The 17,998-nt window shown below is 73.2% G+C and carries 16 protein-coding genes; 11 read left to right on the forward strand and 5 right to left on the reverse strand.

The annotated features are described in order from the left end of the window. The first annotated feature begins 23 nt into the window (after positions 1–23). Positions 24–1,244, forward strand: coding sequence for an ROK family protein (locus OHV05_RS06615; protein WP_405016803.1), 1,221 nt, complete (start codon positions 24–26; stop codon positions 1,242–1,244). A 325-nt stretch (positions 1,245–1,569) separates the two neighbouring features. Next, the gene (locus OHV05_RS06620; RefSeq protein WP_405016804.1) at positions 1,570–4,131 is read left to right on the forward strand and encodes a discoidin domain-containing protein; all 2,562 of its coding nucleotides are present in this window, start codon (positions 1,570–1,572) and stop codon (positions 4,129–4,131) included. Between the two features lie 45 nt (positions 4,132–4,176). Here the strand turns inward: OHV05_RS06620 and OHV05_RS06625 are convergent, their stop codons facing one another. The 3 genes from OHV05_RS06625 to OHV05_RS06635 all read right to left on the reverse strand — a co-directional run bounded on the left by OHV05_RS06625 (position 4,177) and on the right by OHV05_RS06635 (position 7,522). Further along, positions 4,177–5,517, reverse strand: a complete 1,341-nt coding sequence (locus OHV05_RS06625) for an acyltransferase (protein ID WP_405016805.1) — start codon at positions 5,515–5,517, stop codon at positions 4,177–4,179. Positions 5,518–5,562: 45 nt separating this feature from the next. Further along, complete coding sequence (locus OHV05_RS06630) at positions 5,563–6,438, reverse strand: polysaccharide deacetylase family protein (protein ID WP_405016806.1); 876 nt, start codon at positions 6,436–6,438, stop codon at positions 5,563–5,565. Between the two features lie 67 nt (positions 6,439–6,505). Next, positions 6,506–7,522: a LacI family DNA-binding transcriptional regulator gene (locus tag OHV05_RS06635; protein ID WP_405016807.1), complete on the reverse strand. Its 1,017-nt coding sequence runs from the start codon at positions 7,520–7,522 to the stop codon at positions 6,506–6,508. A gap of 152 nt (positions 7,523–7,674) precedes the next feature. Between OHV05_RS06635 and OHV05_RS06640 the strand changes: the two genes are divergently transcribed. After that, positions 7,675–8,793, forward strand: a complete 1,119-nt coding sequence (locus OHV05_RS06640; RefSeq protein WP_405016808.1) for an alpha/beta hydrolase — start codon at positions 7,675–7,677, stop codon at positions 8,791–8,793. A gap of 79 nt (positions 8,794–8,872) precedes the next feature. Further along, complete coding sequence (locus OHV05_RS06645; RefSeq protein WP_405016809.1) at positions 8,873–11,188, forward strand: glycosyltransferase family 39 protein; 2,316 nt, start codon at positions 8,873–8,875, stop codon at positions 11,186–11,188. Between the two features lie 61 nt (positions 11,189–11,249). On the opposite strand, the gene OHV05_RS06650 is transcribed toward OHV05_RS06645, so the two are convergent. Next, positions 11,250–11,870 (reverse strand): TetR/AcrR family transcriptional regulator, encoded by a 621-nt coding sequence (locus OHV05_RS06650; RefSeq protein ID WP_405016810.1) that lies wholly within the window; start codon positions 11,868–11,870, stop codon positions 11,250–11,252. Positions 11,871–11,907: 37 nt separating this feature from the next. On the opposite strand from OHV05_RS06650, the gene OHV05_RS06655 reads away from it, so the two are divergent. The 4 genes from OHV05_RS06655 (at position 11,908) to OHV05_RS06670 (ending at position 14,194) form a co-directional block, all read left to right on the forward strand. Beyond that, the gene (locus OHV05_RS06655; protein WP_405016811.1) at positions 11,908–12,234 is read left to right on the forward strand and encodes a rhodanese-like domain-containing protein; all 327 of its coding nucleotides are present in this window, start codon (positions 11,908–11,910) and stop codon (positions 12,232–12,234) included. Positions 12,235–12,426: 192 nt separating this feature from the next. Then, complete coding sequence (locus tag OHV05_RS06660) at positions 12,427–13,173, forward strand: HNH endonuclease family protein (protein ID WP_405016812.1); 747 nt, start codon at positions 12,427–12,429, stop codon at positions 13,171–13,173. A 71-nt stretch (positions 13,174–13,244) separates the two neighbouring features. Further along, positions 13,245–13,853 carry a helix-turn-helix domain-containing protein gene (locus OHV05_RS06665; RefSeq protein ID WP_405016813.1) on the forward strand — a complete coding sequence of 203 codons (609 nt, stop codon included), beginning with the start codon at positions 13,245–13,247 and terminating at the stop codon, positions 13,851–13,853. Next, complete coding sequence (locus OHV05_RS06670; RefSeq protein ID WP_405016814.1) at positions 13,850–14,194, forward strand: hypothetical protein; 345 nt, start codon at positions 13,850–13,852, stop codon at positions 14,192–14,194. The genes OHV05_RS06665 and OHV05_RS06670 overlap by 4 nt, the downstream gene beginning before the upstream one ends. A gap of 146 nt (positions 14,195–14,340) precedes the next feature. On the opposite strand, the gene moaA is transcribed toward OHV05_RS06670, so the two are convergent. Next, the gene (moaA, locus tag OHV05_RS06675; RefSeq protein WP_405016815.1) at positions 14,341–15,336 is read right to left on the reverse strand and encodes a GTP 3',8-cyclase MoaA; all 996 of its coding nucleotides are present in this window, start codon (positions 15,334–15,336) and stop codon (positions 14,341–14,343) included. A 130-nt stretch (positions 15,337–15,466) separates the two neighbouring features. On the opposite strand from moaA, the gene OHV05_RS06680 reads away from it, so the two are divergent. From OHV05_RS06680 to OHV05_RS06690, 3 genes are all read left to right on the forward strand, one after another. Then, positions 15,467–16,111, forward strand: coding sequence for an NTP transferase domain-containing protein (locus OHV05_RS06680; RefSeq protein ID WP_405016816.1), 645 nt, complete (start codon positions 15,467–15,469; stop codon positions 16,109–16,111). 89 nt (positions 16,112–16,200) lie between these two features. After that, a complete protein-coding gene (locus tag OHV05_RS06685; RefSeq protein WP_405016817.1) occupies positions 16,201–17,061 on the forward strand; it encodes a hypothetical protein in 861 nt (286 codons plus the stop codon). A gap of 151 nt (positions 17,062–17,212) precedes the next feature. After that, positions 17,213–17,998, forward strand: a complete 786-nt coding sequence (locus tag OHV05_RS06690) for a hypothetical protein (protein WP_405016818.1) — start codon at positions 17,213–17,215, stop codon at positions 17,996–17,998.

Genomic DNA, 17,998 nt, shown 5'->3' on the forward strand with positions numbered 1-17,998 from the left:
ATTCGGATCAGGAGGGAGACCAGATGGCAGAGCGAGGCAAGCAGACCGTCCGTGACCTGCGACGGGGCAGTCGATCCACCCTGTTGCACCGGCTGTACTTCGAAGGTCCGTTGAGCAGACAGGAGTTGGGTCAGATCAGCGGACTGAGCGGCGGCTCGGTCAGCAACGTGGTGGGCGAACTGATCTCGGACGGGCTGGTCGAGGAGTGCGGATCGGTCGAGTCCGACGGCGGCCGGCCGCGCATCCTGCTCCAGGTCACCCCCGACCGGGCCCACCTGATCGGGGTGGACGTCGGCGAGACCCAGGTCCGGGTGGCGCTGTTCGACCTGGCCCTGACCGAGCTGGCCGCGAGCGACCACCCGCTCTCCGACCACGGCCACGACGTGGACCACGTGGTCGAGTTGATGCTCACCGGGATCAGCGAGGTGCTGAAGCAGACCGGCGTGCCGGAGTCCCAGGTGCTGGGCGTCGGGGTCGGCGTGCCCGGCATCGTCGAGCAGGGCGATCCCGGCCAGGACGGCCTGGGCATCGTGGTGCACAGCCAGACCGTGGACTGGGACGCCGTCCCGCTCGGTCGCCTGCTCCGGGCCGGTACCGACCTGCCGCTCTACGTCGACAACGGCGCCAAGACGCTCGGCCAGGCCGAGATGTGGTTCGGCGCCGGGCAGGGCGCCCGGCACGCGGTGGTCGCCCTGTTCGGCTCCGGCGTCGGCGCCTGCGTGATCGCCGACGGCGCCCGGTTCCGGGGTGCCACCAGCAGCGCGGGCGAGTGGGGCCACACCAAGGTGCACGTCGGCGGCCGGCTCTGCCGGTGCGGCTCCCGGGGCTGCCTGGAGGCGTACGTCGGCGCCGAGGCGCTGGTCGAGCGCTGGGGCGAGGCACCGCCCGGCAGCTCGGAGAAGGAGGGCCTGGCCGCCCTGCTGGCCGCCGCCGAACGTGACGAACCCTCGGCCGTCGAGCTGCTCGCCGAGTCCTCCGAGTACCTCGGCGCGGCCATCGCCGACCTGATCAACCTGTTCAACCCCGAGCGGATCATCATCGGCGGCTGGGCCGGCCTGCTGCTCGGCCCCCGCCTGCTGCCCGCCATCCAGGACGCGGCCGGCTCGTACGCGCTGCGCTTCCCCCGCGCCCAGACCTCCATCGAACTCGGCCGACTCGGCCCCGACGCCGTCACCGTCGGCGCCGCCACCCTCCCGCTCTCCCGCTTCCTCGACTCCGGCGGGGACCTCTCCGCTCGCCCCTAGAGCGCAGCCATGCACCCCGCAGGGGCTCGGGGCTCTGCCGATGTGCGGCTCCGCCGCGTGGGCGACGCCAACCCAGGAAACGTTGCAGGTCCGAGGGTGGTCAGGCACCTTCGCAGGGACCCGAACGCCAGATCTCCTCGCAGTTCCCCGAGCCCCTGGACCGTGCAACTCGATCGTGTGCCGAACGCTCACCAGCGCCTTGACAGCGGGAAGTTGAGCCCTTCACACTCCCCTCGGGGAGCGCTCTCCGAGACTTGTTCCGACGGCGCGTCAGTCCGCCGCTGCGCCTCCCCCACCCCCACCCCACCCAGCGCAGGAGAAGCCCGTGAGGCTCACTTCGGCACGCGGTATTGCCGCGACCACCACCACGCTCGCCCTGCTCTCCGGAGCAGTGCTGGCCCTACCCGGCGCCACCGCCAACGCCGCCGACTCGCTGATCTCGCAGGGGAAGACGGTCACCGCCTCCTCCACCGAGAACGGCGGCACCGGTGCGTCCCTGGCCGTCGACGGCAACAACGGCACCCGCTGGTCCTCGGCCGCGACCGACCAGCAGTGGCTCCAGGTCGACCTGGGCGCCACCGCCACCATCAGCAAGGTCGTGCTCAACTGGGAGGCCGCGTACGGGAAGTCGTACCAGCTCCAGACCTCGGCGGACGGCACCAGCTGGACCACGGTCTACAGCACCAGCACCGGCACCGGCGGCCTGGAGACGGTCAACGTCACCGGTTCCGGACGGTACGTCAGGATGAACGGCATCACCCGGGGCACCGGCTACGGCTACTCGCTCTGGGAGTTCCAGGTCTTCGGCACCACCGGCGCCACACCCCCGACCTGTGGCACCACCAACGCCGCCCAGGGCAAGCCGACCACCGCCTCCTCCACCGAGAACGGCGGCACCGGCGCGGCCCTGGCCACCGACGGCAACACCGGCACCCGCTGGGCCTCGGCGGCCAGCGACCCGCAGTGGCTCCAGGTCGACCTGGGATCGGTCCAGCAGATCTGCCGCGTGGTGCTCAACTGGGAGGCGGCGTACGGGAAGTCGTACCAGCTCCAGACCTCGACCGACGGCGCCACCTGGTCCACCGTGCGCACCACCACCAACGGCACGGGCGGTACCGAGAGCCTGGACGTCAGCGGCTCGGGCCGGTACGTCCGGATGAACGGCCTGACCCGGGGCACCGGTTACGGCTACTCGCTCTGGGAGTTCCAGGTCAACACCGGCGGCGGCAGCGTGCCGCAGCTCCCCGGCGGCGGCGACCTCGGCCCGAACGTGATCGTCTTCGACCCCTCGACGCCGAACATCCAGGCCAAGCTGGACGAGGTCTTCGCCCAGCAGGAGTCGGCGCAGTTCGGCACCGGCCGTTACCAGTTCCTGTTCAAGCCGGGTACCTACAACAACCTGAACGCGCAGATCGGCTTCTACACCTCGATCTCCGGCCTCGGCCTCTCCCCCGACGACACCAACATCAACGGTGACGTCACGGTCGACGCGGGCTGGTTCAACGGCAACGCCACCCAGAACTTCTGGCGCTCGGCCGAGAACCTCGCGGTCAACCCGGTCAACGGGACCGACCGCTGGGCGGTGTCGCAGGCCGCGCCGTTCCGCCGGATGCACGTCAAGGGCGGCCTCAACCTGGCCCCCAGCGGATACGGTTGGGCCTCCGGCGGCTACATCGCGGACAGCAAGATCGACGGCTCGGTGGGCAACTACTCGCAGCAGCAATGGTACACCCGGGACAGCTCGATCCAGGGCTTCAGCAACGGTGTCTGGAACCAGGTCTTCTCCGGTGTCCAGGGCGCCCCGGCCGGCGGCGCGTTCCCGAACCCGCCCTACACCACCCTGGACACCACCCCGGTCTCCCGGGAGAAGCCCTTCCTCTACCTGGACGGCAACGACTACAAGGTCTTCGTCCCGGCCAAGCGCACCAACGCCAGCGGCGTCTCCTGGGCCGGCACCCCGCAGGGCAGCTCGATCCCGCTGAGCCAGTTCTACGTGGTGAAGCCCGGCGCGACCGCCGCGACCATCAACGCGGCGCTGGCCCAGGGCCTCAACCTGCTGTTCACGCCCGGCGTCTACCACGTCGACCAGACCATCAACGTGACCCGCGCGGACACCGTGGTGCTCGGCCTCGGCCTGGCCACCGTGATCCCGGACAACGGGGTGACCGCACTGAAGGTCGCCGACGTGGACGGCGTCAAACTGGCCGGCTTCCTGATCGACGCCGGCCCGGTCAACTCGGCCACCCTGCTGGAGGTCGGCCCGGCCAACTCCTCGGCCGACCACGGTGCCAACCCGACCACCGTCCAGGACGTCTTCGTCCGGGTCGGCGGCGCGGGCGCCGGCAAGGCGACCACCGCCGTGGTGGTGAACAGCGACGACGCGATCATCGACCACACCTGGCTGTGGCGCGCCGACCACGGCGAGGGCTGGGGCTGGGAGACCAACCGCTCGGACTACGGCCTGGTCGTGAACGGTGACGACGTGCTGGCCACCGGCCTGTTCGTCGAGCACTTCAACAAGTACGACGTGCAGTGGTACGGCAACAACGGCAAGACCGTCTTCTTCCAGAACGAGAAGTCCTACGACGCGCCCAACCAGGCCGCCGTGCAGAACGGTTCGGTCCAGGGGTACGCGGCCTACAAGGTCGGTGACAACGTCACCACCCACGAGGGCTGGGGCCTGGGCAGCTACTGCTACTACAACGTGGACCCGACGATCCGTCAGGACCACGGCTTCGAGGCACCGGTCAAGCCGGGCGTGAAGTTCCACGACCTGCTGGTGGTCTCACTGGGCGGCAACGGCCAGTACAACCACGTGATCAACGACATCGGCGCCCCCACCTCGGGCACCGGCACCACCCCCTCGGTGGTGGTCTCCTACCCGTGACGCACCGCCGGTGGCCCCGTCCCGCACCGGGGCCACCGGCTCGGCTCACGCCAACTTCTTCATCTGTACCGCGAGTTCGGGCAGCCGCTCGGCCGGGTCGCGGTACCGGTGCAGGGCCGCCCGCCCCTCCTCCCCGCGCAGCCGGGCGGCGAGGCGGGTCGGCAGCACCACGGTGAGCAGCTGACCGGAGCCCGCGAAGCCCTCCACCATCCAGGCCACCCAGGGCAGTTGGACACTGGCACCGGGACTGAAGGCGAGCGGGCGGCACCCTTCGAAGGCGACCTGGTAGACCCCCGCTTTGCTCCAACTGGACAGGGTGAAGGTCTTGTTGGCCGGGTCGAAGCCGAGTGGTACGCAGTCCCGCAGCCGGTCCCGACCGACCGAGGCCAGGAAGTCCCGGTTGGTCCGCAGGCTCAGGTGCTCGGTGGCGAACCCGTCCACCGCCGCCCGGATCCCGGCGGCCAGCTCGGCCGGCATCCCCGCCGGGGCGCAGCGCAGCATCACCTCGCCCAGCAGGTTGCCGAGCTCCCCGGCCGGGACGCCCAGGTGGCGCCGGACGTTCACCGGCAGCACCAGGTCCCTGGCCTCGCCGTCCTCGTCCAACTGCCGGACGGTGGTGACCACATGCGCGGCCAGCACGTCGTTGGCCGACAGCCGGACCCCGGTGGCCGCGCCGAACTCGGCCTTCATCGCGGCCACTTCGGCGTCGGTGAAGTAGACCTGGACGGTCCGGTTGGCGCGCGGTGCGGTCCGGAACTCGTGGGCCAGCAGCTCGGCCTCGGCCGGCTCCGGGACCCTGAAGCCCAGCCGCCCGGAGTCCACGGCCGGCAGCACCGCGTCCAGGAAGACCTCCCGGTCGGCGGCCATGCCGACCTCGGGCGGCTCGGTGCCCTCGACCGCCGCCGACCAGGCCAGCATCAGCGTCATGAAGCTCTGCACGTCCCCGATCACGTGGTGCCAGGAGCACCCCAACGCCGTTCCGCCGTCGGCCAGTCGGCTGACCTTGACGGTGAACAGCGGCGCCTCGCCGGACTGCGCCCGGTTGGCCTCGACGTGGTCCACGTACCCGGAGGAGCCGAGCGTCATCCGGCTCATCGCCTCCGGCAGGGTCTCGGCGGCGTCGGCCAGCACCAACGGCACACCGGCGTCCGAGCAGACGATCTCCAGGCCGTCCGCGCCCGCCCGCAGCCGACCGCCGAACGGCGGCACCAGGCGGAGCGCCTCGGCCAGCCCGACCGCCAGCCGGTCCGGGTCGAGTTCCCGGTCGTAGAAGAACACGACGGAGACCGGGAGTTCGGCGAGCATCGCGTCGGAGACCCCGCACCGGACCACCGCCCCCGACACGTGTCCGGCATGGATGGTGCGGCTCTGCGCAGAGCGGATCATCGGCCCTCCCGGTGGCTACCGGAACGATAGTGGACTAGACCGGTGTCACTCACCCTTCGAGAGGTGTACGAACTTCCGCCCCTGGTCGAGCAGCCCGGGCAGGGCCGCCGCGAGACCCGCCGCCGTACCGTGGCCGGGCTGGTTGAAGTGCCCGATCACCACATCACCCGGCCGTACCTCGCCGATGGCCCGGCGGACCTGGGCGGCGGTGAAGGTCGCGCCACCGTCCGCGTTCACGGTGAACCCGGCCACCTGCTCGTCCAGTTCGGCGACGATCCGGACGGCCACCTCGTCGTAGTGCGCGGTGCCGGAGCGGAAGAACCGGGGCGGGCGCCCGCGCAGCGCGGCCAGCGCGAGGTGGTTGGCCATCACCTCGTCGTACACGCCGCCCACGTCCCGGGTGCCGTCGATGCCGTACGCGGCCCGGCCGGTGACCGAGAGCGGGCGGTGCGCGGTGCCGTGGTTGCCGAGCTCGAACAGCGGGTCGGCGGCCAGTTCCCGGAGCACGGCCGGATTGGCCTCGGCCCAGCGGGAGTTCACGAAGAGCGTGGCCGGCACGGCGTACCGCCGGAGGGTACCGACCAGCTCCCGGTCGTACCCGCTGCCACCGGGGCCGCCGCAGGCGTCGAAGGTGAGCGCGACGCCCTGCCCGCCCGGCAGCCGGCGGAGCACTCCGGTCACGTCGAGGCCCCACTCGCTGGGCACCGCGCCGGCGTACCCGGCCACCACCTCGTCCCGGCCGCGCGGCCGGGCCGTCGGCGTCACGCTCAGGGAGGGTGACACGCTCGGGGAGGGCGACGCGGCGGGCGGGGAGGGCGACGCGGCCGGGGCGGCCGGGGTCCCGCTCGGGCCGGGGGCGGCGCAGGCGGTCAGGGCCCCGGCCGCCAGCCCGGCCAGCACCGTCCGCCGGGTCGGTGACATCCCGTCAGCCTACGAGCCCGGCCCGGCACTCCCCCGGGCGACGCGCGGGCCGACCGGGGTCGCCGGTTCAGGCCGACTCGCGGATCACCAGCTCCGGGTCGAACAGCACCGAGCTGGGACCGGCCGGCGGATCGGCGATCCGGTCCAGCAGGATCCGGGTCATCTCGGCGGCCATCTCCTCCACCGGCTGCCGCACCGTGGTGAGCCGGGGCAGCCCGACGGTGGCGGCGCTGCTGTCGTCGAAGCCGACCACCGCGACGTCCTCCGGCACCCGGCGGCCGTGCTCGGTGAGCACCGCGACCGCCCCACGGGCCATCAGGTCGTTGGCGGCGAACACCCCGTCCAGATCTGGGTGCTCGGCGAGCAGCCGCTGCATCGCGCGGGCCCCGCTGGCCTGGCCGAAGTCGCCCTCGGCCACCGGGAGGTCGCCGAGCACGGCCCGGGTCCCGGCCAGTCGGTCCGCTCCGGCGGAGATCGCGGCCGGCCCGGCGATGGTGACGATCCGTCGGCAGCCCCGGGCCCGCAGGTGCTCGGCGGCCAGCCGGCCGCCCTCGACGTTGCGCAGGTCCACCCAGCTCAGCCGCCCGGGCAGCGGCTCGGCCGGACGGCCGAACAGCACGGCGGGCAGCCCGGCTTCGAGCAGCCGGCCCGGCAGCGGGTCGTCGGCCCGGGTGGAGACCAGCATCGCCCCGTCCGCGTTGCCCTGCCGCAGGTAGGAGAGCACCTGCTCGCGGGCGGCCGGGTCGTCGGCCAGCATCAGCACGGGGTGCACGCCGAGCGGGCGCAGCGCGCCGATCATCCCGCCCACCACCCGGCCGAAGAACGGGTCGGTGAAGATCTCCTCCTGCCCGGCGGAGCTGGACACCACCAGCGCCACCGCCCCCGCCCGCCGGGTCACCAGGGCGCGCGCGGCGGCGTTCGGGACGTACCCGGTGACGGCCACCGCGTCGCGGACGGTCTGCTGCAACTCCGGGTCGACGTTACGGATGTTGTTGATCACCCGGGACACCGTGGACCGGGAGACGCCCGCGGCTCGGGCCACATCCTCCAGCGTGGCGGCCCGCCGGGCCAGGGCTTCGCTCATGTCGCCGTTTATAGCACGGGCCCGAAGGACCGCCCCGGCCCTTTCCGGCCGCCGATGCCGGGCCGTCACCTCCCCGGCCACGAACGGCCGATCGGGCGGAGATGAGAGGGGGCCGGGCGTGTTCACAGAAATCTCTCATCTACCATCAGCTGGTGCCCAGCCTGACCGGAAACCTGATCCAGATCATCGCCATCCTGCTCGCGGTGGCCGCCTTCGTCACCACGCTCTCGCTCTGGCCGAAACTGGCCGGGCGCGGCTGGCGGTCCTGGACCGGCCGGCTCGCTGCCTTCCTGGTCACCCAGGTCACCGTGCTGGTGGCGATGGGCCTGGTGGCCAACTCCTACTTCGGCTTCTACACCACCTGGAGCGACCTGCTCGGCACCGACGGCGCGCCCGGCACGGTGGTCGAGCAGCAGCCCGGCAAGCCGGTCGCGGTCCGGGGCGAGCAGAAGATGTACTCCTCGCAGGGCTCGGCCCGGGAGCGGGCCGGGGTGATCCAGCAGGTCGAGATCAAGGGCGCGTCCTCCGGGATCAGCAGTGCCGGGTACGTCTACCTGCCGCCGCAGTACTTCCAACCCGGTTACGCCGAGCGGAAGTTCCCGATGGCCCTGGTGCTGGCCGGGTACCCGGGGTCGGCGGAGAAGCTGATCTCGCTGATGGCCTACCCCGCCTCGGCGCTGTCCGCGATCGAGGCCGGGAAGCTGCCGCCGACCGTGCTGGTGATGATGCGTCCGACCGTGAGCGGCAACCGGGACACCGAGTGCGTCGACGTCCCGAACGGCCCCCAGGTGGAGACCTACTTCGCCGAGGACCTGCCGAAGGCGGTCGCGGCCACCTACCGGGTCTCCGACCAGCCAGGGCAGCGGGCGGTGATCGGCAACTCCACCGGTGGCTACTGCGCGCTCAAGTTCGCGCTGCGCAGGCCGGACTCGTACCGCAGCGCGATCTCGCTGTCCGGCTACTACAGCGCGCCGACCGATCCGACCACCGGTGACCTGTTCGGCGGCAACGAGCAGTTGGAGCGGGAGAACGACCTGCTCTGGCGGCTGCGGAACACGCCGCCGCCGACCGTCGCACTGCTGCTGGCCACCAGCTACAACGAGCAGAACTACCCGGCCACCCAGCAGATGGTGGCCGCCTTCAAGGCGCCGACCAGGCTGGCCACCATCACCCTGGACAGCGGCGGCCACAACTTCCACACCTGGACCAGGGAGATCCCCCCGGCGCTGGAGTGGCTCGGCAAGCAGTTGGCACCCGTCCAGCCGGTCTGACGACGCCCCGGCCGATTCCTGACCGGGCTCACAGCTGTGCTTCACGAAAATCTCAGCGGGGCCACCGAGCGTAGCCCCCATGACCACGACCAGTTCCCCTCCTCCCACCAGTGACCCGTGGCCCGAGGCTGCGAACTACCCGCCGCCGGAGATCCCCGCGCCCCCGGCCCGGGCCACGGTCGAACCGCTGTTCCCGCCGGTCGAACTCCCGGCGGCCGGCCCCAAGGGCCCGTCCTCCTGGGCCGGCCGACTGCGCACGCTGCCCACCCGGGCCTGGCGCGGCCGCCCGGACGACCCGGCCTGGGCCCGCCCCGCCCTGCTCGGCCTGCTGGCCGCCACCGCGCTGCTCTACTTCTGGAACCTGAGCTCCTCCGGCTGGGCCAACTCGTTCTACTCGGCCGCCGTCCAGGCCGGCTCGCAGAGCTGGAAGGCGTTCTTCTACGGCTCCTCGGACGCGGCCAACTTCATCACCGTCGACAAGGCGCCGATGTCGCTCTGGCCGATGGCCCTCTCGGTCCGGCTGTTCGGGCTGAACTCCTTCGCCGTGCTGGCCCCGCAGGTCCTGATGGGCGTGGCCACCGTCGGCACCGTGTACGCCACGGTGCGCCGCCGGTTCTCCCCGCTCGGCGGTCTGGTGGCCGGTGCGGTGCTGGCGCTCACGCCGGTCGCCGCGCTGATGTTCCGGTTCAACAACCCGGACGCGCTGCTGGTGCTGCTGCTCACGCTGGCCGCGTACGGGCTGGTGCGGGCCACCGAGACGGCGAGCACCCGGTGGCTGCTGTTCGTGGGCGTGATGCTCGGCTTCGGCTTCCTCACCAAGACCCTGCAGGCGTTCCTGGTGCTGCCCGCCTTCGCGCCGGTGTACCTGCTGGCCGCACCGACCGGGGTCGGCCGTCGGATGCTCCAACTCCTGTACGGTGCCGGGGCGATGATCGCCTCGGCGGGCTGGTGGGTGGCGATCGTCGAGCTCACCCCGGCCTCCGCCCGGCCCTACATCGGCGGCTCGCAGGACAACAGCTTCCTCTCCGTCACCTTCGGCTACAACGGCTTCGGCCGGCTGACCGGCGAGGAGACCGGCAGTGTCGGCGGCGGCGGTCGTGGCGGTGGCCAGGGCGGCGGCTGGGGCGAGACCGGCCTCACCCGGCTGTTCGACGGCGACATCGGCGGCCAGATCTCCTGGCTGCTGCCCGCCGCGCTGCTCCTGCTGCTGGTCGGCCTCTGGGCCACCCGCCGGGCGCCGCGCACCGACGGTGCCAGGACCGCGTTCCTGGTCTGGGGCGGCTGGCTGCTCTGCACCGCGCTGACGTTCAGTTACATGTCCGGCATCTTCCACCAGTACTACACGGTGGCGCTGGCCCCGGCGGTCGCCGCACTGGTCGGCATGGGCGTGGACGGCCTCTGGCGGGCCCGCCGGCGGCTCCCGTACGCGGCACTGCTGGCGCTGACCGTCGGCGGCACTGCGGTCTGGGGCTACGTCCTGCTCGGGCGCAGCACCGACTTCCTGCCCTGGCTGCGCTGGGCGGTGCTGGTCGGCGGTCTGCTCACCACCGTCGCACTGGTCGCCGCCGCCCAGGTGTCCGGCCGGACGGCCGGCCGGATCGGTGCGGCCGCCGGACTGGTCGCGCTGGCCGCCGCGCTGGCCGGCCCGGCCGCGTACGCCGCGGACACCGTCTCGACCGCGCACACCGGGTCGATCCCGACCGCCGGGCCCCGGGTCGCGGGCGCGATGGGCATGGGCGGCCCGGGCGGGATGCGCACCCGGGGCGGCGCGGACGACGGCCGGCTGGCCTTCCCCGGCGGCGGCGCGTTCCCGCCGGGCGGCGGGGCCTTCCCCGGCGGCCAGGCGGGCGGTCAGGCAGGCGGTCGGACGGGTGGTCAGACCGGCGGTCAGGGTGGCGGGATGCCCGCCGGACAGCTCCCGCCGGGCGGCGGCACCGCGCCCGGCGCAACCGGCGGTCGTGGCATGGGCGGCGGCGGGATGGGCGGCCTGATCAACGGCGCCCAGGTCAGCGACGAGCTGGCGAAGCTGCTGAAGCAGGACGCCGACCGGTACACCTGGGCCGCCGCAGCGGTCGGCTCGCAGAACCAGGCGAGCTACCAACTCGCCACCGGAGCACCGGTGATGGCCCTCGGCGGCTTCAACGGCTCCGACCCCTCGCTCACCCTGGACGCGTTCAAGCAGTACGTCCAGGAGGGCAAGGTGCACTGGTTCATCGGCGGTGCGGGCGCGATGGGCGGCGGCACCGAAGGCGGGACGGGCGGCGGCATGGGCGGCGGCGGCATGGGCGGCTCCAACCGGTCCGCCGAGATCGCCACCTGGGTGGCGGCCACCTTCACCGCCCAGACGGTCGGCGGGACCACGGTCTACGACCTGACCGCACCGGCCCAGGGCTGATCACCCCTCAGCCGCCCCCTGGACCGCCCGCCGGAGTTCGCTCCGGCGGGCGGTCCGACGTTCAGCCCGCTCCCAGCCCGGCCGCCAGCCGGGTCACCGCGTCGCGCATCCGCTGCTCGCCCAACTCCGGGAGCAGCGCGGCGACGTGCTCGGCCCCCAGGAGCGCCAGCAGCCCGTGCGCGTCGGCCGCCGGATCGGGTGCGTCCGCGAGCAGCAGCGACAGGTGCCGGTGCCAGAACCGGTACGCGCCGATCCGGTACCTGGCGCCCGGTGCGGCGGTCTCGGACATCCGGACCAGATCCAGGTGCTCGACCAGGTAGTCGAGGTAGGCGCCGGTGAAGGCGGCCAGTCGTTCGGCGTCCGGCGCACCGGGCCCGAGCGGCGGCGGCCCGGACAGGACGGCCTGCTGGAGCTCCCGTTCACGGTCGTCGAGCAGCGCCACGGCGAGCCCGGACTTGTCGCCGAAGCGGCGGAACAGCGTGCCCTTGCCGACCCCGGCCGCAGCCGCCACCTGGTCCATCGACACCGCCTGCACCCCGTGCTCGGCGAACAGCCGGGCCGCGGCGTCGAGCACGGCGGCACGGTTGCGGGCCGCGTCGGCCCGCTCCTTGACCGGCGGCGTGCGCAGCAGTTCCAGCGGGATGGCAGAAGCGGACTGCGGTCCGGTAATGTCTCCAGTCACAGGCGGACTATAGTCCGATTTCTCTGGAGGCTGCCGTATGACCGCACTCATCTCCCGCGAGGACCTGCGGGCGGCGATCGCCGCCGGCTCGGTCACCGTGCTCGACGCCCTCGGCGGCGAGTACTACACCCGGCAACACCTGCCCGGCGCCGTCGCGCTGGTCCGCGCCGACGTGGACACGCTCGCGCCCGCCCTGCTGCCGGACCGCGACGCCCCGATCGTCACCTACTGCTCCAACCCGTCCTGCCCCAACAGCGGCCAGGTGGCCGACCGCCTCACCGCCCTCGGCTACACCGACGTCCGCAAGTACCGCGAAGGCATCGAGGACTGGGCCTCGGCCGGCCTTCCGCTGGAGTCCGCCTGACCCTCCGTCCTCCCCGGGCCTCCGCCCGGGGAGGACGGGCCGGCCTCCGCCACCGCCCCCCACTCCTCCGCGATCCCTCGTGAGTCCCCACGCACCCGCGCGGTGCGCCGTCGCGCCGACTTGACCCCCCGTGAGGCGGCTGGTCTGCTGGTGGACCGTCAGCCGCCCACACCACCACCGGGGGAGAACGCCGTGCGCGCCCGCCGTACCGCCCTGTCCGCGACCGCTCTCCTCCTCCTGCTGGCCTCGCCGGCCCTGGCCGCCTGCACCAGCGTCGGCAGCTCCCAGGACCGGGCCGCCCCCGCCGCCGTCGGCACCAATCCGCTGCAGAACCCGGACGGCACCAAGCCCGGCCTCGGCCCGATCGACTCCCCCGAGGACCGCAAGGCCGCCCGCGACCTGATCGCCAAGGTCGCCACCGCCGAGAGCGGCGGCAAGGCCGGGTACGACCGTGACCAGTTCGGCCCGCCGTGGACGGACAACGTGGACGGCGTCCCGCTCGGCCACAACGACTGCGGCACCCGGGACGACCTGCTCGCCCGGGACGGCAAGTCCCTTGAGCACAAAGACGGTGCGAAGTGCGTGGTGACCGGGATGACCATCTACGACCCGTACACCGGCAAGACCGTGCAGTGGAACAAGCAGCAGGCCAACAAGATCCAGATCGACCACGTGATGGCGCTCTCCTACGACTGGCAGATGGGCGCCGCCAAGTGGGACAAGGCCAAGCGGGTCCAGATCGCGAACGACCCGCTCAACCTGATCCCCGCCGACGGCTCGCAGAACGCCTCCAAGGGCGACTCCGGCCCGGCCGAGTGGCTGCCCGCGAACGAGGCCGTGCGCTGCTCCTACGCCGTCCGGTTCGCCCAGGTCTCGCTGAAGTACCAACTGCCGGTCACGGCGGCCGACAAGAAGGTCATGCTGGCGCAGTGCGCGTGAGGCCGAACCTTTCCCAAAGAAGTTTTGCAAAAATACTTTGGTAAACACTCTCGCCGCCCTACGCTCCTGCCATGACCTCCGATGACGACAGTCACCGCCTGCTCGATCCCGCCCAGGACGCGGCGGCGCTCAAGGCCCTCACCCACCCGCTGCGGATCCGCCTGCTCGGCCTGCTCCGGCAGGACGGCCCCGCCACCGCCAGCGAGCTCGCCGCCAGGACCGGCGAGTCCTCCGCCTCCACCAGCTACCACCTGCGGGTGCTGGCCAAGTACGCGTTCGTCGCCGAGGCCGCGCACCGCGACGGGCGGGAGCGCCGCTGGCAGGCCGTGCACGCGGTGACCTCCTGGAGCAACGAGGCGCTGGCGGCCACCCCGGACGGCCGGGCCTCGCTCGGCCTGCTCCGGCGGCGGCAGGTCGAGCACCTGGAGACCTCGCTCGCCCAGCACGAGCAGGACCTCGCCACCGGGCGGCTCGGCCCCGAGTGGGTGGAGCCGTCCGGGATCAGCGACCTGATGCCCCGGCTGACGCCCGAGTCGCTGACCGAGCTGTGGCAGAGCTTCGAGCAGAAGCTCACCGATCTGACCGCCCGGGACGAGCACGACCCCCGGGCCGCCCAGGTGATGGTGCTCGCCGCCGGCCTGCCGCTCGCCGCGCACGAACCCGCCGCGGATGCCGAATGACCGCGCCGCACCCCCTCCACGCGGCCCGCCGCCGGTATCTGACGGTCAGTTTCCTCTGCCGGCTGCCGGTCGGCCTGACCATCGCCCCGCTGGTCCTGCTGCTCACCGAACGGGGCGTCACCCTGACCGGCGCTGCCGGCCTGGTCGCCGCCTACTCGGTCCAGTCCCTGGCCCCGCAACTGACCGGCGCCGCCGCCGGGTTGCTGGCCGGCGCGTTGCCGGTCGGGCCGCCGCCCTGGCTGCTCGCGGGCGCGATCCTGCCGGCCGGAGCCCTGCTCCGGTCGGGCCGGAACGAGCCCACCCCGACCGCCGCACCGGCCACCCGGACCAGCAACGCCTGACGCCCCACCAGGAGCGGGCACCGCCGGCCCCCGCCGGAGGCGACCCCGGCTGCACCTTGCCCGCCCCCGAGCTTCGCCCGAGCCCCCCCTCGGCCCCAGACCACCCCGGCTGCACGAAGCCCCCGAACCCCGCCGGAGGCGACCCCTCAGCCGCCGATCGCCGACATCGGCCGCTCCGGCTGCACGAAGTCCGCCGAGTTGATGTCGTGCCCCGGCCCCTTGCGGGCGATGGTGTTGCGCCAGGCCCGCTCGATCGCCGCGTCGTCGGCCTCACCGCGCAGCAGCGCCCGCAGGTCCGACTCCTGGGTGGCGAACAGGCAGTTCCGCAGCTGCCCGTCGGCCGTCAGCCTGACCCGGTCGCAGCCGCCGCAGAACGGCCGGGTCACCGAGGCGATCACGCCGACCACGGTGTCCGTCCCGGCGATCCGCCACTCCTCGGCCGGGGCGTTCCCGTGCCGTCCGACCGGGACCAGGTCCCAACGCTCCGTCAGGGTCGCCAGCAGCTCGTCAGCGGTGATCATCTTGTCCCGCTCCCAGGCGCCCTGCGCGTCCAGCGGCATGGACTCGATGAACCGCATCAGGTACCCGTGCCCGGCGGCGAACTCGACCAGGTCGAGGATCTCGTCGTCGTTCACCCCGCGCACCGGCACCGCATTGATCTTCACCGGCGCCAGCCCGGCGGCCTGGGCGGCGGCCAGCCCGGCGAACACGTCGGCGATCCGGTCCCGGCGGGTGATCTCGGCGTAGCGCTCCGGCCGCAGGGTGTCCAGGCTGACGTTCACCCGGTGCAGCCCGGCCTGCTTCAGCTCGACCGCCGTCCGGGCCAGGCCGATGCCGTTGGTGGTGAGCGAGACCTCGGGGCCGAGCCCGGTCAGCCGGGCGACCAGACCGGGCAGTCCGCGCCGCAGCAGCGGTTCGCCGCCGGTCAGCCGGATCGTCCTGATGCCCAGCCGGGTGACCGCGATCCGCACCAGCCGGACGATCTCGTCGTCGGTGAGCACCTCGGCCTTGGGGAGCCAGTTCAGCCCCTCGGCCGGCATGCAGTACGTGCAGCGCAGGTTGCAGCGGTCGGTGAGGGAGACCCGCAGATCGGTGTGGACCCGGCCGTACCGGTCCACCAGCGGGGGAGGTGCGGTGTACATCTGCCCAGTACAGGCCCCGGGCGGGGGAAGAACCAGGGGTGGAAGACCTGGTGGGGAACCCGGCAGCACCCTTCCCCGCTGTACGATCACACAACTCCGCCCCGGCCGGGCCGGGCGGCAGACTGGTCCCATGGCAGCTCTCCCGTACGTTCCGGCCCTGGTGCTCGCCGCAGGCAGCGGGCGGCGACTCGGCGGCCGGCCGAAGGCGCTGATCCGCTACCGGGGCCGCCCGCTGCTCGAACACGCGCTGGCCGTGGTCCGGGCCGGCGGCTGCGCCGACCCGGTCGCGGTGCTGGGCGCCGCCGCCGCCGAGGTACGGGCCGGCGTCGACACCGGTGACTGTCTCCTTGTCGACAATCCCGACTGGGCGAGCGGTATGGGCTCCTCGCTCCGGGTCGGCCTGGCTGCCCTGCCCGCCGGGGCCGACGCCGTCCTGGTGATGCTGGTGGACACCCCCGGCGTCACCCCCGCCGCCGTCGCCCGGCTGCTGGACGCGCACCGGGCCGGCGCCGGACTGGCCGCCGCCGCGTACGACGGCCGGCGGGGCCACCCCGTGCTGATCGCCGCCCGGCACTTCGCCGAGGCCGCCGCCGGTGCGGAGGGCGACGCCGGGGCCCGCGCGCTGCTGGCCGCGCACGCCCCTGACGTGCGTCTGGTCGAGTGCGGCGACGTCGCCGTGCCGGACGATCTGGACACTCCGGCCGACCTGGGCCGCTGGACGGACCGTCAGATCGACCGACCGTGCGCCCCTGACGTGCCCCTGGTCTCTCCCTGAGGATTGCCGCAAATCTCGGCACCGGCCCGGCGGATCGGCGACGATGGGTAACGACCCCGGCCAGGCGACCAGAACGGACGGTGCGAGCAATGCCCGGAGTGCCGCTGCCCGACGACTTCAACGAGCAAGGGGCCGAGCGGCCTTACGGCGCGACCGAGATCCGCTGCCCGGCCTGCCGCCGTGAGCACCTCTACGAGCCGCCCAGCCTGCCCTGCCCCTGCGGCGCCCAGCTGCGCGTGCCGCTGCTGCGCGGCGGCGTGCCGGTCCAGGTCAGGTTCCGGTCCTGGGAGGACTCCTGGCTGAGCATGCGCTGCCCGCACTGCGGGCGCAACGACCAGTGGCCGCAGCCGGAGTTCACCTGCAACTGCGGGGCCACCGTGCGCCTGCCGGTGGACCGCGCGCCCCGGCTGCAGAGCACCGCTCCGCTCGGGCCCGGCCAGTCCCGCCGCCCGCAGGACCAACGGCCGCACACCGCGCGCCCGTTCACCGGCATCGCGGCCGGCGGCGGGCAGACCGTGCCGCCGCAGAGCCCGCAGTGGCAGCCCGCCGCCTGGCACCACCGGCCGCCGTTCCGGCCGCACCCGGTGCGCACCCAGGAGGACGCGGTGCTGACGGCGGCCCGCTACCTCCAGTGGCTCGGCTTCGACGACCTGGAGCTGACGGAGGATCAGGAGAGCACCGCCGTCACCCTGCTGGGCACCCGGATGGTGGCCCAGGTGGACGCGGCCGGGACCCCGGCCGACGTCAAGACGGTGGAGTGCCTCTGGCTGCAGACCCTGCACACCGAGGAGATCGCCGCCGCGCTGTTCACCCTCTCCGGCTTCACCCAGCAGGCCGTGGTCCGGGGCGAGCAACTGCTGGTCGCGCTCTTCCGGTTGGACCCGGCGGGCATACCCCAGCCCGCCAACGGCGCCGCCGAGGCGCTGATGGAGACCGGCTGGACGTTCTGATCCGGGTCGCCCCGACCGGTCTGGACCACTCGATCAGGAGTGGCCGGTTCCGGATCATCTACCGCTCGTGATCTGGTGCACAAGCTCGCCCCCGTGTTGAATTGCCGCCACAGCAGCCCGCTCGCTGGACACCGCACACAAGGAGGTGGCGTTGTCGGAGCACGGTACGGCCCTGGGGGGCAGCAAGACGGACGCGGTGTGGCGACTGCGTTCTCGTGGATGTTGGCAGGAGGCCGCCGAACTGCTCCGTCCGGCCGCTGCGGCCGATCCGTCGGCTGCCCTCGGCAGGGCCGAACTCCTCATCGAGCAGTGCATGTTCACCGCTGCGCACTGGGAGCAGGCCGAACAGGCCCTGCGCCTGGCCGAGGCCGGTGCGACCACGCCCGACCAGCGGGCGGGCGCGGCCTGCGCGCGCGGCTTCCTGGCGTACGTGGCCAGCGTGCTCGGTCCGCGCGACCGGCTGGACGAGGCGCAGGCCGCGCTCGGCCGCACCTCGGCCCTGCTACCGCCGGACGCGCCCGGACGGCCGCTGCTCGACTTCCGTCGGGGCCTGGTCGCGGAGAACCTGCTGCACGACCGCACGGCGGCCTGGATCGCCTACCGCAGGGCGCACGACGGGGCCGACCGGGTCGGGGACGAGCTGCTGCGCTCGTACACCTGGCGCCACCTGGCCTCGCTCTCGCTGGCGGCGGGCGAGCCGGACCGGGCCAGGGAGGGCTTCCGGGCCTCGCTGACCATCCGGGAGGAGCTCGGTTTCACGGTCGGGGTGGCCCCGGCGCTGGCCGCGCTGGCCGAGGTCTCGGAGCCGGCCGAGGCGGTCCGGCTGCGGGCCGAGGCGGCCCGGCTGGTGCAGGCGCTCGGCGGCGTACCGGTCTGGCTCGCACGGCGCCTGAACCCGGTGCCCGCTCCTGCTCCTCCCCTGGACGGCCCCGCCTGA

The organism is Kitasatospora sp. NBC_00070 (assembly GCF_045041205.1).
Taxonomy (GTDB): Bacteria; Actinomycetota; Actinomycetes; order Streptomycetales; family Streptomycetaceae; genus Kitasatospora.

Coding starts and splice junctions, on each gene's coding strand:
- OHV05_RS06670 (WP_405016814.1), top strand. CDS start 13,850: ATGACCGCGCCGCACCCCCTCCACGCGGCCCGCCGCCGGTATCTGACG.
- moaA (WP_405016815.1), bottom strand. CDS start 15,336: ATGTACACCGCACCTCCCCCGCTGGTGGACCGGTACGGCCGGGTCCAC.
- OHV05_RS06635 (WP_405016807.1), bottom strand. CDS start 7,522: ATGAGCGAAGCCCTGGCCCGGCGGGCCGCCACGCTGGAGGATGTGGCC.
- OHV05_RS06665 (WP_405016813.1), top strand. CDS start 13,245: ATGACCTCCGATGACGACAGTCACCGCCTGCTCGATCCCGCCCAGGAC.
- OHV05_RS06655 (WP_405016811.1), top strand. CDS start 11,908: ATGACCGCACTCATCTCCCGCGAGGACCTGCGGGCGGCGATCGCCGCC.
- OHV05_RS06680 (WP_405016816.1), top strand. CDS start 15,467: ATGGCAGCTCTCCCGTACGTTCCGGCCCTGGTGCTCGCCGCAGGCAGC.
- OHV05_RS06630 (WP_405016806.1), bottom strand. CDS start 6,438: ATGTCACCGACCCGGCGGACGGTGCTGGCCGGGCTGGCGGCCGGGGCC.
- OHV05_RS06645 (WP_405016809.1), top strand. CDS start 8,873: ATGACCACGACCAGTTCCCCTCCTCCCACCAGTGACCCGTGGCCCGAG.
- OHV05_RS06625 (WP_405016805.1), bottom strand. CDS start 5,517: ATGATCCGCTCTGCGCAGAGCCGCACCATCCATGCCGGACACGTGTCG.
- OHV05_RS06615 (WP_405016803.1), top strand. CDS start 24: ATGGCAGAGCGAGGCAAGCAGACCGTCCGTGACCTGCGACGGGGCAGT.
- OHV05_RS06685 (WP_405016817.1), top strand. CDS start 16,201: ATGCCCGGAGTGCCGCTGCCCGACGACTTCAACGAGCAAGGGGCCGAG.